The 16,465-nt window shown below is 59.8% G+C and carries 15 protein-coding genes; 10 read left to right on the forward strand and 5 right to left on the reverse strand.

Features of this window, described 5'->3' with window-relative positions; translation table 11 throughout:
* The first annotated feature begins 8 nt into the window (after positions 1 to 8).
* From FKB36_RS03975 to FKB36_RS03985, 3 genes are all read left to right on the forward strand, one after another.
* A complete protein-coding gene (locus FKB36_RS03975) occupies positions 9 to 4,055 on the forward strand; it encodes a PKD domain-containing protein (protein WP_315901817.1) in 4,047 nt (1,348 codons plus the stop codon).
* Between the two features lie 385 nt (positions 4,056 to 4,440).
* Positions 4,441 to 4,602, forward strand: a complete 162-nt coding sequence (locus FKB36_RS03980) for a hypothetical protein (RefSeq protein ID WP_261596747.1) — start codon at positions 4,441 to 4,443, stop codon at positions 4,600 to 4,602.
* Positions 4,603 to 4,646: 44 nt separating this feature from the next.
* A complete protein-coding gene (locus FKB36_RS03985; RefSeq protein WP_261596748.1) occupies positions 4,647 to 6,005 on the forward strand; it encodes an ATP-binding protein in 1,359 nt (452 codons plus the stop codon).
* A 364-nt stretch (positions 6,006 to 6,369) separates the two neighbouring features.
* On the opposite strand, the gene FKB36_RS03990 is transcribed toward FKB36_RS03985, so the two are convergent.
* The gene (locus tag FKB36_RS03990) at positions 6,370 to 6,555 is read right to left on the reverse strand and encodes a hypothetical protein (RefSeq protein ID WP_261596749.1); all 186 of its coding nucleotides are present in this window, start codon (positions 6,553 to 6,555) and stop codon (positions 6,370 to 6,372) included.
* A 288-nt stretch (positions 6,556 to 6,843) separates the two neighbouring features.
* On the opposite strand from FKB36_RS03990, the gene FKB36_RS03995 reads away from it, so the two are divergent.
* Positions 6,844 to 7,740 carry a hypothetical protein gene (locus FKB36_RS03995; protein WP_261596750.1) on the forward strand — a complete coding sequence of 299 codons (897 nt, stop codon included), beginning with the start codon at positions 6,844 to 6,846 and terminating at the stop codon, positions 7,738 to 7,740.
* A gap of 143 nt (positions 7,741 to 7,883) precedes the next feature.
* On the opposite strand, the gene FKB36_RS04000 is transcribed toward FKB36_RS03995, so the two are convergent.
* The 4 genes from FKB36_RS04000 to FKB36_RS04015 form a co-directional block, all read right to left on the reverse strand.
* Positions 7,884 to 9,089: a KamA family radical SAM protein gene (locus tag FKB36_RS04000; RefSeq protein WP_261596751.1), complete on the reverse strand. Its 1,206-nt coding sequence runs from the start codon at positions 9,087 to 9,089 to the stop codon at positions 7,884 to 7,886.
* A gap of 280 nt (positions 9,090 to 9,369) precedes the next feature.
* A complete protein-coding gene (locus FKB36_RS04005; protein WP_261596753.1) occupies positions 9,370 to 9,744 on the reverse strand; it encodes a Zn-ribbon domain-containing protein in 375 nt (124 codons plus the stop codon).
* Positions 9,745 to 9,765: 21 nt separating this feature from the next.
* Positions 9,766 to 10,134: a DUF2073 domain-containing protein gene (locus FKB36_RS04010; protein ID WP_261597222.1), complete on the reverse strand. Its 369-nt coding sequence runs from the start codon at positions 10,132 to 10,134 to the stop codon at positions 9,766 to 9,768.
* A gap of 5 nt (positions 10,135 to 10,139) precedes the next feature.
* The gene (locus FKB36_RS04015) at positions 10,140 to 10,781 is read right to left on the reverse strand and encodes an Era-like GTP-binding protein (protein ID WP_261596755.1); all 642 of its coding nucleotides are present in this window, start codon (positions 10,779 to 10,781) and stop codon (positions 10,140 to 10,142) included.
* Positions 10,782 to 10,994: 213 nt separating this feature from the next.
* On the opposite strand from FKB36_RS04015, the gene FKB36_RS04020 reads away from it, so the two are divergent.
* The 6 genes from FKB36_RS04020 (at position 10,995) to FKB36_RS04045 (ending at position 16,445) form a co-directional block, all read left to right on the forward strand.
* Positions 10,995 to 11,558, forward strand: coding sequence for a CBS domain-containing protein (locus FKB36_RS04020; RefSeq protein WP_261596756.1), 564 nt, complete (start codon positions 10,995 to 10,997; stop codon positions 11,556 to 11,558).
* The gene (locus tag FKB36_RS04025; protein ID WP_261596757.1) at positions 11,555 to 12,310 is read left to right on the forward strand and encodes a CBS domain-containing protein; all 756 of its coding nucleotides are present in this window, start codon (positions 11,555 to 11,557) and stop codon (positions 12,308 to 12,310) included. The genes FKB36_RS04020 and FKB36_RS04025 overlap by 4 nt, the downstream gene beginning before the upstream one ends.
* A gap of 37 nt (positions 12,311 to 12,347) precedes the next feature.
* Positions 12,348 to 13,295, forward strand: coding sequence for a CBS domain-containing protein (locus tag FKB36_RS04030; protein WP_261597223.1), 948 nt, complete (start codon positions 12,348 to 12,350; stop codon positions 13,293 to 13,295).
* A 7-nt stretch (positions 13,296 to 13,302) separates the two neighbouring features.
* Positions 13,303 to 14,142: a CBS domain-containing protein gene (locus tag FKB36_RS04035; RefSeq protein ID WP_261596758.1), complete on the forward strand. Its 840-nt coding sequence runs from the start codon at positions 13,303 to 13,305 to the stop codon at positions 14,140 to 14,142.
* Complete coding sequence (locus tag FKB36_RS04040) at positions 14,139 to 14,921, forward strand: CBS domain-containing protein (RefSeq protein ID WP_067072106.1); 783 nt, start codon at positions 14,139 to 14,141, stop codon at positions 14,919 to 14,921. Before FKB36_RS04035 ends, FKB36_RS04040 begins: the two co-directional genes overlap by 4 nt.
* 546 nt (positions 14,922 to 15,467) lie before the next feature.
* Complete coding sequence (locus FKB36_RS04045; protein ID WP_261596759.1) at positions 15,468 to 16,445, forward strand: deoxyhypusine synthase; 978 nt, start codon at positions 15,468 to 15,470, stop codon at positions 16,443 to 16,445.
* Positions 16,446 to 16,465: the final 20 nt, after the last annotated feature.

A 16,465-nucleotide genomic window follows, 5' to 3' on the forward strand; every position in this document is an offset into this window, starting at 1 on the left:
GAATAACCATGAAATCCGACACCGCCGTCTCCGACCTCATCGCCGTGATGGCCCTCATCGCCGTCTTCGTGACAGCGACGGCGATCGCCGGGGTGGCGCTCCTCTCCTACCCGCCCGGCGACGCGGCGCCCGCGATGATCGCCCGCAGCGTGACTGATGAGAGTGGGAGCACCTACATCTACCACGACGGCGGCGACCCTCTCGAATGCGGGCACTTTGCGATCCTCGTCGACGGTGTCGACCGGACGGAGAACTTCAGCCTCGTCGATGCTTCCACGGAGGATCCATCCCCCAATACTGACTGGACGTCGTGGAAGACCGGGCAGGCCCTCATCCTCGTCCCCAATGCTGATGTGACCATCTCCGAGGATCCCCACATCCAGATCGTCGGAGAGGGCATGAGCCGCACCGGCAGCGATTGGCTCCTCCACGACATCGGGAACATAACACCCACACCGACTGCACCCACACCGGTGTCCCCGGTTGCGAACTTCATCGCGACGCCGACCTCCGGCGAAGCTCCACTTGCGGTCAACTTTACCGATCTCTCCACCAACGCCCCGACCGCGTGGACCTGGGACTTCGGCGACAACGCAACCAGCGACCAGCGGAACCCGATCCACACCTACACCGCGGCCGGCACCTACACCGTCACCCTCACCGCAACCAACGCCGCCGGCAGCGATGACGAGGTGAAGACCGGCTACATCACGGTCAGCAGCGGCGGTGGCTCCGGCGGCGGCGAAGCGCCGGTCGCAAACTTCACCGCGAACATTACCGAGGGTAACGCTCCGCTCGCCGTCCAGTTCACCGACACCTCCACGGGAGTGCCGACCTCGTGGGCCTGGGATTTCGGAGATGGGAACACCGCCACCGAACAGAACCCCATCCACACCTACGAGAGCCCTGGCAACTACTCAGTGACGTTGAACGCAAGCAACGCCTACGGATACAACGTCAGTGCCCCGACCACGATCACCGTGCTGGAACCCCTGGTGGCGAACTTCACCTATACGCCGAATGAAGGCAATGCGCCCCTAGCCGTAACCTTCAATGACACCTCAACCGGGAACGTAACCGCCTGGTCCTGGGACTTCGGCGACGGCAACACCTCGACCGAGAAGAACCCGATCCACACCTACGTGAGCGCCGGCAACTACACCATCTCGCTGAACGCGAGCAACGCCTATGGGTTCAACGTCTCCACGGTCACGGATGCCGTCAGGGTGCTGGAGCCCCCGACAGCAGCCTTCACTGCAACCCCGACCGAAGGGAACGCTCCCCTGGCCGTAACCTTCAATGACACCTCAACCGGCAACGTCACCGCCTGGCTCTGGAACTTCGGGGACGGCAACACCTCCACCGAACAGAACCCGATCCACACTTACGCCGCCGAAGGTACCTACACTGTCACCCTGAACGCGAGCAACGCCTATGGATACAACGTCAGCGCTCCGGTCACGATCACCGTGCTGGAGCCCCCGGTGGCGAACTTCACCGCAAACGTCACCGAAGGGAACGCTCCCCTCACGGTCCAGTTCACCGACGAGAGCACCGGGAACGTCACCGCCTGGCTCTGGAACTTCGGCGACGCCAACACCTCCACTGAACAGAGCCCAAGCCATATCTACGCGAGCCCCGGCACCTACACCGTCTCCCTGAACGCGAGCAACGCCTATGGATCCTCGACCGAGACCAGGGTTGACTACATCACCGTGCTGGAGCCCCCGACAGCAGCCTTCACTGCAACCCCAACCGAAGGGAACGCTCCCCTCACGGTCCAGTTCACCGACGAGAGCACCGGCAACGTCACCGCCTGGCTCTGGGACTTCGGGGACGGCAACACCTCCACTGAACAGAACCCCGTCCACACTTACGAGAGCCCCGGCAACTACACCGTCTCCCTGAACGCGAGCAACGCTTACGGATACAACGTCAGCGCTCCGGTCACGATCACTGTGCTGGAGTCCCCGGCGGCAGCCTTCACTGCAAACGTCACCGAAGGGAACGCTCCCCTCACGGTCCAGTTCACCGACGAGAGCACCGGGAACGTCACCGCCTGGCTCTGGGACTTCGGCGATGGCAACACCTCCACCGATCAGAACCCCGTCCACACTTACGAGAGCCCCGGCAACTACACCGTCTCCCTGAACGCGAGCAACGCCTATGGGTTCTCGACCGAGACCAGGGTTGACTACATCACTGTGCTGAAGTCCCCGGCGGCAGCCTTCACCGCAACCCCAACCGAAGGGAACGCTCCCCTCACGGTCCAGTTCACCGACGAGAGCACCGGCAACGTCACCGCCTGGCTCTGGGACTTCGGGGACGGCAACACCTCCACTGAACAGAACCCGATCCACACCTACGCGAGCGCCGGCAACTACACGGTCTTCCTGAACGCGAGCAACGCCTACGGATACAACGTCAGCGCTCCGGTCACGATCACCGTGCTGGAACCCCCGGTGGCGAACTTCACCTACACGCCGAACGAAGGGAACGCGCCCCTGACCGTAACCTTCAATGACACCTCAACCGGGAACGTCACTGCCTGGATCTGGGACTTCGGGGACGGAAACACCTCAACCGAACAGAACCCGAGCCACACCTATGCGAGCCCCGGCATCTACACCGTCTCGCTGAACGCAAGCAACGCCTACGGGTTCAATGTCTCCACGGTCACAGATGCTGTCAGGGTGCTGGAACCCCCGATAGCAGCGTTCACCGCAACCCCGACCGAAGGGAACGCTCCCCTCACGGTCCAGTTCACCGATCAGAGCACCGGCAACGTGACTGCATGGGCCTGGGACTTCGGGGACGGCAACACCTCGACCGGACAGAGCCCGGTGCATATCTACACGAGCGCCGGCAACTACTCCGTGACGATGAACGCGAGCAACGCCTACGGATACAACGTCAGCGCTCCGGTCACGATCACCGTGCTGGAACCCCCGGCGGCAGCCTTCACTGCAAACGTCACCGAGGGTAATGCGCCTCTGACCGTCCAGTTCACCGACGAGAGCACCGGCAACGTCACCGCCTGGCTCTGGAACTTCGGCGATGGCAACACCTCCACCGAACAGAACCCCGTCCACACCTACGCGAGCCCCGGCAACTACACCGTCACCCTGAACGCAAGCAACGCCTACGGTACGGCCAGCCTTTCGAAACCGGGTTACATCCGGATTACAGAAGACTCCTTCATCAACTTCATCATCGACGAGAACGTATTCGTCTACGGCAACACCCTCAAATTCAGCGGGAATAATATCAACGGGCCGGGCGCAACGGTTGTTATTACCGGAGGGCTGAATACGAACGACCTCAACGGAGGTGCCTCTATCGCCGTATCGGACATCTATTTCGACGGAGCTGTTACCCTGGATGGAGGGAGCGCCGACCTCGGGTCGCCGGTGCAACCCGGATCCATATACGTCAACGGCGATCTTGAGTTATGGAAAGGAAGCCGAGACATCTACGGCGACGTATACGTTAACGGCAACTTCCGCTTGAAAGACGCGAAGATCCATGGGAACGTCTACGTCAACGGGGATCTCACGTTGGATTGGACGCCCACGGTTGCGGAGAACGCACGCATCTACTACACCGGCACGCTCACGAAACCCGACAACTACGATGCCGGTATCCTTGCAAAGTGCATCCACCAGGCAACGGTGCCGGGATTCACCATGCCGGATGAGGAGATACCCCCCACAAAACCCGCCGACTGGTATGCGGCAAGAGGGTATGACCCGAGCGGGGACCTGACGAGCAACATGAAGATATTTGCCGACAGTTACTCCTCCATATCCAGGAAACCCACTGCAACCAACGTCACCATCATCGCAAGCACAGGCGACATCACCATAACGGGAATGGGCGGGAGCGGCGTAACCGGCGTCTTCTTCGCCCCCAACGGGAAGGTGACCTTCAACGGCGGATCTCTCGAAGGGGTCGTCATCGCCCGCGACGGGTTCTTCGTCACCAGCGGCGGAACGCAGGTCACCTTCAAGAACGTCGAGGAGTACATCAGCAATCCCGCTGACTACCCGTTCTGATAGGTGAAGATAAGGATTATAGGGCCAGCGGTCGGCCCATAACCTCCGCCCCACCACATGTACCCCCGGTAGGAGGGACGACCCAGCATCCCGGCAGGACAAAACCCCCACTTCCCGCCGGCCTGCGACCGCACGACTGCAACGTCGGGCAATCATAATCGTGCAGAAAACCTTTAGCTCCCTCCAAAAACCGACGCGTACCTCCCCCTCCGTTTGACGTCGGATTCCCGATCTGACCGTCGAAAAACTCTCCCCCGACATCACTGACGGCGAACTCCGGCTCCGGCAGCCCGGCCTCGGTGCAGTGCCGGATCATGTCCTGCGTTCCCGTGCCCATCCGTTCGCCCGGGCGTCAGAGATCGTGGAAGTGTGTCGCGGGGGGAGTATGGCAACCATGGACATCGAGGTGGTTGTCCCAGAGCACCACACTCCCGATTACATGCCGGTTACATATCTGGCAAAGCGATGTGCGAGAAGATATGACGATGAAGTGCCCCATCCAGAGTTCCCCAAACGCCTCGTCCCGGTCGGGGCGGGAAGTCTATAAAAGAGTGACCGTCGATGTAGTATCAGTAGTCAACTGCATCCACCATGATTGAGAGCCAGAACATCGAATTCAAGGAGTCCTGGAAGGACGAATATCTCAAGACCCTCTGTGCATTTGCAAATACAGACGGAGGAGTGCTCAAGATCGGTGTCGATGATGCCGGGAGACCGGTCGGCGTCCATCAAGTGAAACGGCTCTTACGAGAGCTGCCCAACAAGATCCGAAACAAACTTGGTATAACCCCCTCCGTTGTTGCTGAGACAGTCGCAGAGAACGACATTATCAGCATCACGGTCTCCCCTTCCCCCGTCCCGGTCTCGTGCGACGGCCGGTACTACCAGCGTAGCGGAAGCAACACGTTCGATCTTGCCGGACAGGAACTTGTTCATTTTCTGATCCGTAAATCCGGGATTACCTGGGATACGCTCACCGGCGATTACTCCATCGACGATATCGATCCCGAAACCGTCAGAACCTTCGTTCGTCTGGCAAAGCGGTCGAATCGACTTGATACTGCGGATGAAGAGGAACCCGTGGACTCGATTCTGCGCCGCCTGGAGCTTGCCGTCAATGGAAAATTGACCAATGCCGCCATCATGCTCTTCGGCAAAGAGCCGCAACGGTTCTTCATCAACACCACCACCCGCGTCGGCCGGTTCAAGGGGAGGGATATCATCATCGGTGATGAGGAGATCTCCGGGAACCTCATCCAGCAGTTCACACGAGCAGAAGAGCGGGTGAAGAGTTTCATCGATGTCCGATATGAGATCTCGGCGGACGCAATGCAGGAGTCCTTCCAGCGCAAGGAGATCTGGGACTATCCGCTACTGGCAATTCGTGAAGCGCTCCTCAACGCGCTTATCCACCGGGACTATTTCAATACCGACATTCAGACGCAGATCCGCATTTACGATGACGCCATACGGTTCCACAACCCCGGATCTCTGCCGCAAGGAATCACGATCGAGATGCTCAAGACCGAACACTACTCGTTCCTGCGCAACCCCCTCATAGCAAAGATATTCTACCTCGCAGGGTTTGTCGAGAGGTATGGCTCCGGCATCGGGCGCATCGTGGATGCACTCGCAGAGACCGACCTCCCGGAGCCTGAATTTCAAAGCAATTCATTCGGGTTCATCGTGCGCATGAGAAAGGATCTGCGGTTTACCGAAGATTCCCTGCGAGACGCCGGTCTGAACAAGCGGCAGTTGCAGGCGATGTCCTTTGCCAGAGAAACCGGAGGTATAACTGCTGTGGAGTATGCAGCAATTGCGCCGGAGGTATCAGAGAAGACCCGGTACCGCGATCTTCTCGATCTCGTCCATCGCGGCTTGCTGGAAGCAGTCGGTGCGAAAAAGGGCAGAAGGTACGTTTTAGCTCGTTCACGCCCCGGAAACGCCTGATGTGTTGAGAGTATACCCTGCAAGATATCGGACATTTATCGGACATTTATCGGGCATATCGGACATCTTCTGTTTTTAGGGATGTCCGATATCTGACGCTCGGGGGATTCTCTCGTCGAGGATTGAAGCGCTACAAGATCCCCCGCAGCCTCACGACGCTCAAACATCCTGCCCGTTGAGGAAGTCGTTGCTCGAAAACCCTCCGGGTTTTCTGGAACTCCGGTTCTACGAACCGTCGCACGTCCCGGCAGTCGCTACTCGAAAACGCTTCGCATTTTCTCAAACTCCGCCTGCCTCGCACCTATTGGTGCTCGTGCTCCGGCCCTCCGGCCCATCGCACCCACCGGGGCACGCGTCGTTCACCTCACCCCCTCCCTCGTGTTTCCCCCCGCACCAACCGGGCATAACACCCCTCGCAGAGGCTCGTCTGTGCTTCATGGGAGCGGTAGACTGCTTTTTTCGTATTGCAGACATCGCACCGGCCGAGCTCGACCTTCACCCGGAGAAACTCCCGGTGATCGAGGACCCCCGATAGGAACTCTTGCGGCATGGGTCCTCGCCTTGCATTGCTTTTCAGCGTTCTTCTCCGCCCTCGCCGTCCCGTCGCGGCCTGCCCACGAGAAAATACCCTAGGCGATCGAGGCCGATCTTGAAGACGAGTATGATCTCTGCGCGAGAGCGGGGAGACTGCTCGCAGGAGACTTCCCGGAAGAGGAGTGGGGCATCGCTGCAGACCGGCTTCTGAAAAAGCTGGAAGATATCGCCCCGGTACAGGAAGACGGCAGGTTTGCCCCACGATACCGGCGAAATCGCCTCGTAACCATGATCGTGACGGCGCTTGATAAGGCAGGACGAGGCAACATGCCTTCGGATGGTGGAGGCCGGCAGAACGAATACCTATCCTGAGCTTGTCGCGCGCCTGCTCCGCGAGGGGCGGCGCGATGAGGCGCTGCAATGGATCTATCGGGGCATCCAGGAGACGGAAGAGACGGCTCCCGGCATTGCCGATGAACTCCGGACCATCCTGCGCGAGACATGGGAGAGGGAGGGCGACTGGCCTGCCGTAACCGCCGTCTGTGCTGAAGCGTTCTTCTACGAACCGACGTACCCGGCCTTCAGGGACCTGGAGGAGGCGGCGCGCCGTGCCGCGGTCCGGGACGAGGTTAGGGAGGCTGCGATGCGCTACCTGATCAGCGGGGAACGACCCCCGGCAGGAGGTGGTGTAATTTCCGGGGTGCTCCCCGACACGGGTGTGGGGGTCCGGGCGCCGCGAAGAGGAATCACCGCTCCGGGCGCCGACACGCTTATCGAGATCGCGATTGCAGAGGAGAAACCGGACGAAGTCCTCCGCTGGTACGACCAGTGGGAAGAAGTCAAGATTGACCGCTACCTGAGATATAATCTGGAGGACCGAGTCGCGGATGCGGTCGCCGATGCACACCCGGAGCTGGCGATCGCCATCTGGAGGAAGAAGGCGGAGAGGCTCATCACCGAAGTCCGCCCGCGGTCGTACGAAGGGTCCCTGCAGTACCTGAGAAAACTGCGGTCAAATACGGAGACCCCGGAGTGGGAGGAGTATCTCGGGGAACTGCGGCACAAACACGCGAGAAAAAGGCGGTTCCTTGAGGTGCTCGATCACGCGGAGGACCAGCAGATCGTTGAAGGATATCCGATTGACCATACGTTAGAAGCACAGGTGTCGTGGTGCCCCCGTAGCGGCGATGTCGAAGGCTGAAGCGGATGAGTATTCGAGTGGGGGATAGGGCCGAGCCCACGCCTATATAACCTCTGCAGAGGTTTTGTACCCCGATAACCCCTGCTCCCGCCATCCGCACGGGACAATGACAGATGTGCCGGGCATGGCAGGTAAGCTCCCCATCACCCCAGCGTGCACCCCTGTCCCGGCTGCGCCGACGTGTCCGGGGCATCATCTGCCGGCTCCCTCACCCTTCCTTCGTCCACCAGCTCCATGTAGTCGTCGAACCAGTAGGCGTCCGGGTTGCTCCGGTAGACCATGAACCGCCCGAGATCCCCCGGGTCTGCCGCCTGGTTGTACTTGAAGTAGGTGTGCCTGTCCGTCTTCCCGAGCACCTCGATCTTCCCCGTCGCGTGAGAGATCACGAACCGGGCCCGTTTCGCAAGCCCCGAGCATATCGTGCGGGCCTGCTCGAAGATCCGGTATGACTCCTCCACCGGCACCGCAAACGTCCTGTTGCCGACCGACGGACGACACTGGAAGACGTAGTAAGGGTTCGCGCCGATGAACGAGAGTTTGTCGAAGAGCGCCGCAAGCACCTCCGGGTCGTCGTTGATGCCGCGGATGAGCGGCGTCTGGTTCATCACGACCGCCCCGGCTTCCTGCAGGAGGGCGACCGCCCGGCATGCAGCATCGGTCAGTTCCCTCGGGTGGTTGAACTGCGCCATGATGTAGATACGCTTCTCGTCCATGCTGTAGCCCCGGATCATGTCGAGCAGCATCGGATCGTTGATGATCCGGAACGGATTGTATGCCGGCATCTTCGTGCCGATCCGGATGATCCCAACATGATCGATCTCGCGGATCTGCCGAACGATATCGAGCAGCCGGCCGGTATCGAGGAAGAGGGGATCGCCCCCCGTAAGGAGGACGTTCGTGATCTCCGGATGGTCCCGGATGTAGGCAAGCCCCGCGGAGATCTCGTTATTCACCTCATGCGCCTCCTCGATGAAGAGGCGCTTGCGGAAACAGTAGCGGCAGAGGCCGCCGCAGACCTCGCTCACGAGCAGGAGGGCGGTCTCACGGTATTTATGCTGCAGCCCCGGAGCCCGGGTATACCGGCGCTCTGAGGACGGGTCAAGCTCCCCCCAGGGCTCAAGCTCCTCGACGGTCGGCACGATCAACCGACGGATAGGGTCGGCCGGATCGTCCCAGTCGATCAGCGAGAGGTAATAGTCGTTCGCACGGAACGCAAAGAGGTCGGTCACCTCCGCAAGGCGGGCGCGCTCCTCCGGACCGAGACCGGGAACCGAATCGAGCGACGAGAGGTAGATCGGGTTTACGGTCTCCTCCCCGATCGTATTCTGGATATCGTATGTCGTGTTCATGGAGTACCTCCTGGCCGACACTCTCCAGTGCAGGAAACAATCCGCTAACTGCCGGGGACAGGTGCACGAGAGCAGAGATCGTGAATGAAATCCGATCTACGCAAAGGTTCATGAGAGTTTCATGTTCTCATGCAGGAAACCGTCGCTCCGACATGCGTCATTGAGTGTCGGATTATGTATTGCAACTCAAAAGGGTTCTGAGAATATTTATAATTTCGGTTGGGGGCGAGATGCTACCGGAGCAGCGTCCGCCTCCCTATTTAAAGCGGCGGGTGCCGTATCACTTCTTCTTCCTGGCCATGGAGAGGATATCCACAACATATTTACCTTCTTTTTCCAGCCCGACGACGACCTCGTCGGACCGGGCCAATTTATCGATGTTCAGTTCGTACGAACCGGGACCGAGGATACGGATACTCTCGATCCGCTCAAAGACCTCGATCTCCTCCTTTCGCCGGTCCCGCTGGACCTCAAGCACGTTCTCTCCGGTATCCAGGGCGATCTCATCGATGCTCTTCTCCTTCAGCACATCGTCGTGCCGTTCGGCCTCACGGATGTAGAGAAACTTCTTCCCGCCGCAACTCGGACATCCTTTCAGTATCTTTGTCGAACCGTCCTCGAACTCCCTGCCGCATTGTGTGCACTTGTGAGGCATCCCTTCACCCCCGCTGTCCGTTCATCTCGACGAGGAGACCCATGCACTGATGAGATCCTTCTCCTTCTTGAGTGTCTTGAGCTGGTTCGCCGGCCCGATCACGGTCAAACGGGACTCGGAGCGTTTCCCGCCAAGAAGTTTCGACAGGAAACCGCCCTGAACATCCTTGATCGGATAGGTCTCCATCTCGATCCCGGAGAACCCGTCCGGCGCGATCTCCCGCATCGTGATCTCGATGAGCTTGCTCTGCTCCTCCGGCGCAAGGCCCTTCTCCAGGATAACGATGTTTCCTTCCATAACGTCATCGAGGATCAGGCGGATCTTCTCCATCGACGTGAGGCGATCGAGACGTTCCGCAGAGATCAGATCGATTTGTACACCCTGTATCATCTCCATCACCCGAAATATGTCGTCATCTTCTCGTACAACTCATCCACGTTGTTCCCTTCAAGACCCGATATGGAGATGACCGGATGCTGGGGGAACGCACTCTTGATCCGCGCGGCGGACGCATCAGGGAGATCGTTCTTGTTCGCGACGATCACGACCGGGAGTTTCCGGCTCTCGATGATCCCGATGAGCATGATGTTCACCTGCTGGAACGGGTCCTGCGTGGAATCGAGCATATAGATGACGCCGTCGATATCCTCGCGGAGCCAGTGCATCGCCTCGGCAACGCCTTCGGTCGCCTCCCGGGCCCGCTTGACCGCCTCCTCCTTCTCGATACCGTACTCGACGAACTCGTTGTAATCGATCTTGGTCGTCACGCCGGGGGTATCGACGATGTCGATGGTGACCGAGCCGCCGTTCTGCCCGGTGATGGTGATATCCTCTTTACGCCGGACGCGCCGGGTTTCATGCGGCACCTCGCTGACCGGGCCGACCGCATCGCCGACCCAATCCCGCACAATCCGATTCGCAAGTGTGGTCTTACCGGCATTGGGAGGGCCGTAGATCCCGATGCGAAAGGTTCGCTTCCTAAAGAGCGCCTTCAATAGCCCCGAGATCTTTCTTTTAGTACGAACAAAGAACGTCATTAAGCTCCCTCAGGCAGGCAGGAATTGCCTGTACTTAAGTGAGATGTGGCACTCACAAATAAATATAATTATATGTTCCGTCCGGCTGATTCTCCCTAATTTTTGCAGACAAACAACTTTCCCGGTGCGAGAGAATTCTTTTATACTGCTGAAACCTAGATAGACTTGCACCTGGAAAATTAGCCCTAATTGCGACCAGTTCAGGAGAATACCATGATGAATAATAGTGATACCATCCGCTTCGAGACACGCATACCGGTCAGGGAGGTCATGCAGAGTCATCCGATAACCATCGATGTCGGTGAGACTGTCGCCCGGGCGGCGCAAGCCATGTGCCGCAACGAGGTAGGGAGTTGCATCGTCCTGCAGAACAACCTGCCCACCGGGATCGTCACGGAAGAGGATATCAACTGCAAAGTCGTGGCTAAAGATTTAAAACCGGGTGAAGTCCACGTCAGCAAGATCATGAGCACGCCTCTGATCACGATCGGTGCCGAGAAGCTGGTCGGGGATGCCGCGGGAATGATGGTGAAGCATCGTGTCCGCAGGCTCCCGGTCGTCGAAGACCAGGTGGTCATCGGGATCGTGACCGTTCGGGACATCCTCACCGTCGCGGCCGAAGTAAACGAACTTCTCGCGGATCTCATCGAGATCAACCGCGAAGAAGAGTACGCCATGGGCGTATGTGACCGATGCGGGAATCTGTCCGATGACCTGTCAAGGGTCGACAACCTTATGCTCTGCCCCGTCTGTCGGGAAGAGGAGCAGTTGTTATGAAGGTGGCCTCAGACCTGATGGTGGACATCCCCACCCTGCATTACGACGATTACGTCACAAAAGCAAGGAGCGTCCTCAGAGACGACGTCTTTCGCGAGGTCTACGTCGTAGACGAGAAGGGCCGTCTGAAAGGGTATCTTGACATCTCCGACGTCCTGCGAGTCGTGGACACCAAATCGAACGTCACGATCAAGGGGTTCGTCCGGGAGGCCGCCCGGGTCGGCCCGGGGACCTCCCTTGCGGAGGCGGGCGTCGCGATCCTGAACGCCCGCACAAACAGCGCTGCAGTGGTCGACGAAGACGGCGTATACCAGGGAGGGGTGCTCTTCTCCGAACTCTTCCCCGTCCTGATCTCGCGCCGCACCATCCCCGGCAGGGTCGAGGACGCCATGTCGCGAGAGCCCGTCACCTCCGCGCCGGACGAGCCCATACACCGCATCTACAGCCTGATCGTCACAAGCGGATTTACTGCATTCCCGGTGGTGCAGAAGAACGAGACTATCGGCGTAGTCTCCCGCCGCGATCTCCTGCGCGCCGGGAATGTCCGCATATCGGTGAAGAACCAGGCGGACACCACCGTCGAGCGAGTGATGACGACGCCCGTCATCTCGGTGACGCCGGACGACACGATAGCGGCGGCGAGCCGGCTGATGGTCGAGCACGATGTCAGCATGCTCCCGGTCGTCGACGAGAAGAAGCGGCTAGCCGGCGTTATCGACCGGCATGATGTCCTCAGCGGCCGCCTGCCCTGAGGAAGACTCACCACCCCAATTTCAAAGGAGTGATATGATGCAACCCAACTCGAATAATTCGGATAAGAGACCGGCCGACCGGCTCTTGAAGATGCCGGGCAAACGCGAACGCGGGCCGGTCGACTTCAAGACGAAGATCGCCGAGCACGAAGGCGAGATCATGGCGATCGCCACAAGGGACGTCGTCGTGGCGCAACAGACGACCACGATCATCCAGGCGGTCGAGATCATGACCCGGGAAGGGTTCCGCAGGCTGCCGGTCGTCGACGCGGGGACGCGCCATCTCCGGGGGATCGTGACCGTCGGCGACATCATCAACTTCATGGGCGGCGGCGACAAGTTCAACCTCGTGCAGGTGAAGCACGCCGGGAACTTCCTCGCGGCCATCAACGAGGGGCTCCGCGAGATCATGACGCCGCACCTGGTCACGATGCCTGTAACCGGAACCATCGGCGACGCGGTTGATATCATCGTCAACAGAAATATCGGCGGGATCCCCATCACCGACGCCGAAGGGGAGCTGAAGGGGATCGTGACCGAACGCGACGTGATGAAGGTGCTCGCCACCGAGAACTCGAGCCGCAGGGCGGAAGATATCATGAACGCTTCGGTGCGCGTCACCGCACCCGACACACCTATCGGCAAGGTCTGCCGGGAGATGGTGAAATGCCGGTTCAGACGCCTTCCGGTTGTTGCCGACGACGTCCTCTGCGGGATCGTCACCGCCACCGACGTCATGAGTTATCTCGGGAAGGGCAAGGCCTTCGAGCGGCTGACGACCGGGGACTCCGCCGAGGTGATGGGGGTGCCGGTGCGCTCGCTCCTCTCCGGGGAACTGCACACCATCACGCCTGAGCGGAACATCCACGAGATCGCCCTCGAGATGATCCGGCGGCGGGTCGGGGCGCTCCCGGTCATAGAGGACTCGCACCTTGTCGGTCTCGTAACGGAGTACGACCTTGTGAAAGCGTTTTCTGAGGAGTGATGCGAAGATGCGAGCTATAGACGTGATGGCATCTCCGGTGTACGTCGTTGCACCGACCGACAACGTCGCCTATGCGCGAAACCTCATGCTCAAACACCGGGTGTCGAGGCTGCCCGTCATGGAAGGGGACGAACTCCGGGGCATCCTCACCAAGAAGGATATCGCGTACCGGCTCAGGCAGACGGAACCGATGTGGCGGCGGCGCCCGATCGACCGGATCCCGGTCAGTATCCTGATGGCGCCCGACCCGATCACGGTAGCGCCACAGACCGGCGTCCGCGATATCGCGGCCATCATGCTGGATAAGGACATCTCCGGGGTCCCCGTCGTCGAAGAGGGCAGGGTGGCCGGCATCGTCACCAAACTGGACGTGATGCGTTCTGCCCATATCCGCGGGCTCACCGCCAGGGTCGACGAGGTTATGGAGGATGCGGTCACGGTGAACCGGTATCACTCGCTTGACCACGTCATCGACACGATAAAGGGAAAAAACGATAAACTTATTGTCGTTAACGACAATGGAAGCCTTGCCGGCATAATTACGGAGAGCAACCTCGCATTTTACGAGTATCTGGACGAGCGGATGAACCTGCCCAGGAAAGATGTTACTCACCTCAGGAAGGAGGCGCCGGCGGGGCAGAAACGCTTCAGATACGTCGTTGAGGTATCGGCAGTTGCAGAAGACATCATGAGCCGCCCGGTCATCACCGTCTCCCCCGGTGCATCCCTCCAGGATGCTGTCGGGCTGATGCTGGAGCACCAGATCAACAGCCTCGTCGTCGTGGAGGACGACGATATCCGGGGCGTGCTCAAGAGAGATGATATCATCAAGGAAGTGGCAAAATGAGCGACAGATTTCAGGTACTTGTCAAAGACGTGATGGCAAAACCGATCACCATCGCGAAGTCCGCCTTTGTCAGCGAAGCGCTCGATAAGATGCTCGGTGAGGGCGTCGATCCGCTTATCGTGACCAACAACGGCACGGTCATCGGAACGACGTCCCGCGCAGCAATCGCCGAGACGCTCGGGAGCAGGAAGACCCAGGCGCTGAAGGCCACATCCATTCATGTCGCGAACACGGTCGAGGAGAACTTCACCTCCGCGTATCCCGACCAGAGCATCGACATCCTGGTACCGTTGCTCCAGCACTACAAGCTGGTCGTGGTCTTCGATGCCGAGCACCGCCTGATCGGGCAGGTGACGGCGGGTGATCTCTTGAAGGTGCTCCGTCCGGCAGGCGGCACCCTCGAAGTTATGGAACCGGCGTACACCATCCAGAGCGAGGAGCGCGCCGTCCACCTCCGCCGCAGGATGCTTGACGGAGAGATCAACCGCTTCATCGTGGAGGACGGGGACACCGTCCTCGGCATCGTCACGGAGACCGATGTCGCGAAGGCGCTCCACGCGCTGAAGGATATCGTGGAGGATACCCGGCAGGAGTACCGGATCAGGAACCTGCTCGTGCGGGACATCATGACCACGCCCCTGATCTCGATGGACGCGAATACGGACGTCTCCGAGATCATCGACCTGATGCTCAAGAAGAACATCAGTTCCGTCCCGATCAAGCAGAACAACAGGATCGCGGGCGTCGTGACCCGGAACTCGCTCGTGCAGGCCCTGTGAAGCGGCCGGATACTACTACACTTTTTTTGCGGGCGCGGGGATTTTTGGGGCAACGCTATCTCCTGTAGTTGTAAACCAGCCCTGGTCGTGACGTTAGCCGGCGGGAAACCGTGTCCCGGGAGCGAATTGTGATTCTGCTCTTCTTCAGGGCCTCCCCCGTACTCAGCACTTCGCTAAAATGGTTGAGGTAATCTTCAAGAGGTCAAACCATCGACCTCCCTTCGCGTTCTCCCGCGTGCTTCCGCGTGAGTAAGTTGGAGGATGTCAACAGGACCTCGCGCGAAGGGCGCGAAGCCGCGAAGTTCGGTGCCCGGGTTCTCACCCATGCAGTGGACCGTGGGGGTATCGCCACTGGGGGAGGGGCTGACGGGGAGGGGGCACGCCCCCTCCCCTGTCTCTATTGCGTAAGGTCCTTCCTTTGTAGCCCCCACCCACTCCTCCCGACCCGCCACAATGACAGCCCCAAAACCTCCATCCGCCCCGCTCCACCGGACCGGCACCAACCATTAATACGCCACAATCCGAAATGGGTAACAGGATATTTCCATGAAACCAACGCAGCCAGTCAAACCAAACAGCGATATAACGGCCCTCCTTGAGTCTATGAGCAAGACCGGTTTTCAGGGGAGAAAACTCGGGGAGTCGCTCGGCATCTGGACCAGGATGGTCAACGATCCCGACTGCACGATATTCATGGGACTCTCGGGCGCGATGATCCCGGCAGGCATGCAGAACGTGCTCATCGAACTTGTCAAGCATCGTTACGTCGACGTCATCGTCTCGACGGGCGCAAACATCTTCCACGACACCTGCGAGCACCTCGGTGTCCGGCACTACCTCGGCCACCACCACGCCGACGACGAAGCGCTCTTTAACGAGGGGATCGACCGAATCTACGACGTCTTTGCATATGAAGAGGAGTTTCGGAGCATCGACGCGGAGATCGCCCGGTTCGCCGACGAGATAGCGCCGTTCCGGGGCTCATCAAGGGAGTTCATCCGCCGTCTCGGGGACTGGCTCCGGGAGAGAAAGCCCGAGGGCCGGTCGCTCATCGCCACCTGCGCCGAGTACGACGTCCCGATCTTCATCCCCGCCCTCTGCGACTCGTCCATCGGGATCGGCCTCGTGATGGCGCGCCGGAACGGGGTCGCCGTCGATGTCGACCAGATAGCCGACACCGACGAGATCACCCGTATGGTCGAGGAAGCGCAGAAGACCGGCGTCATCTACGTCGGCGGCGGCGTCCCGAAGAACTTCATCCAGCAGACCCAGGTCATCGCGTCGATCCATGACCAGAACCTCGGCGGACATGCCTACGCCATCCAGTATACCACCGACGCCCCCCACTGGGGCGGGCTATCCGGGTGCACGTTCGAGGAGGCGATCAGCTGGGGCAAGGAGGCGCCCGAATCACCCCGGGTCCAGTGCTTCTGCGACGCGACGATCGCGCTTCCCATCGTCGCATCGGGGCTGATCGGGAGCGGAGTCGAGCGCGCCCGCCGACCTTCCCGATCACCACAATGATTATTAATCAATGGGGCCAA

The sequence above is a fragment of the Methanoculleus formosensis genome, assembly GCF_025384765.1.
Taxonomy (GTDB): domain Archaea; phylum Halobacteriota; class Methanomicrobia; order Methanomicrobiales; family Methanoculleaceae; genus Methanoculleus; species Methanoculleus formosensis.

Excerpts from the sequence above, each read along its gene's own strand:
- FKB36_RS04040 (WP_067072106.1), top strand. The coding sequence starts at position 14,139 with ATGAGCGACAGATTTCAGGTACTTGTCAAAGACGTGATGGCAAAACCG.
- FKB36_RS04015 (WP_261596755.1), bottom strand. The coding sequence starts at position 10,781 with ATGACGTTCTTTGTTCGTACTAAAAGAAAGATCTCGGGGCTATTGAAG.
- FKB36_RS04035 (WP_261596758.1), top strand. The coding sequence starts at position 13,303 with ATGCGAGCTATAGACGTGATGGCATCTCCGGTGTACGTCGTTGCACCG.
- FKB36_RS04025 (WP_261596757.1), top strand. The coding sequence starts at position 11,555 with ATGAAGGTGGCCTCAGACCTGATGGTGGACATCCCCACCCTGCATTAC.
- FKB36_RS04000 (WP_261596751.1), bottom strand. The coding sequence starts at position 9,089 with ATGAACACGACATACGATATCCAGAATACGATCGGGGAGGAGACCGTA.
- FKB36_RS03980 (WP_261596747.1), top strand. The coding sequence starts at position 4,441 with ATGGCAACCATGGACATCGAGGTGGTTGTCCCAGAGCACCACACTCCC.
- FKB36_RS04010 (WP_261597222.1), bottom strand. The coding sequence starts at position 10,134 with ATGATACAGGGTGTACAAATCGATCTGATCTCTGCGGAACGTCTCGAT.
- FKB36_RS04030 (WP_261597223.1), top strand. The coding sequence starts at position 12,348 with ATGCAACCCAACTCGAATAATTCGGATAAGAGACCGGCCGACCGGCTC.
- FKB36_RS04005 (WP_261596753.1), bottom strand. The coding sequence starts at position 9,744 with ATGCCTCACAAGTGCACACAATGCGGCAGGGAGTTCGAGGACGGTTCG.
- FKB36_RS03985 (WP_261596748.1), top strand. The coding sequence starts at position 4,647 with ATGATTGAGAGCCAGAACATCGAATTCAAGGAGTCCTGGAAGGACGAA.
- FKB36_RS03975 (WP_315901817.1), top strand. The coding sequence starts at position 9 with ATGAAATCCGACACCGCCGTCTCCGACCTCATCGCCGTGATGGCCCTC.
- FKB36_RS03990 (WP_261596749.1), bottom strand. The coding sequence starts at position 6,555 with ATGCCGCAAGAGTTCCTATCGGGGGTCCTCGATCACCGGGAGTTTCTC.
- FKB36_RS04045 (WP_261596759.1), top strand. The coding sequence starts at position 15,468 with ATGAAACCAACGCAGCCAGTCAAACCAAACAGCGATATAACGGCCCTC.
- FKB36_RS04020 (WP_261596756.1), top strand. The coding sequence starts at position 10,995 with ATGATGAATAATAGTGATACCATCCGCTTCGAGACACGCATACCGGTC.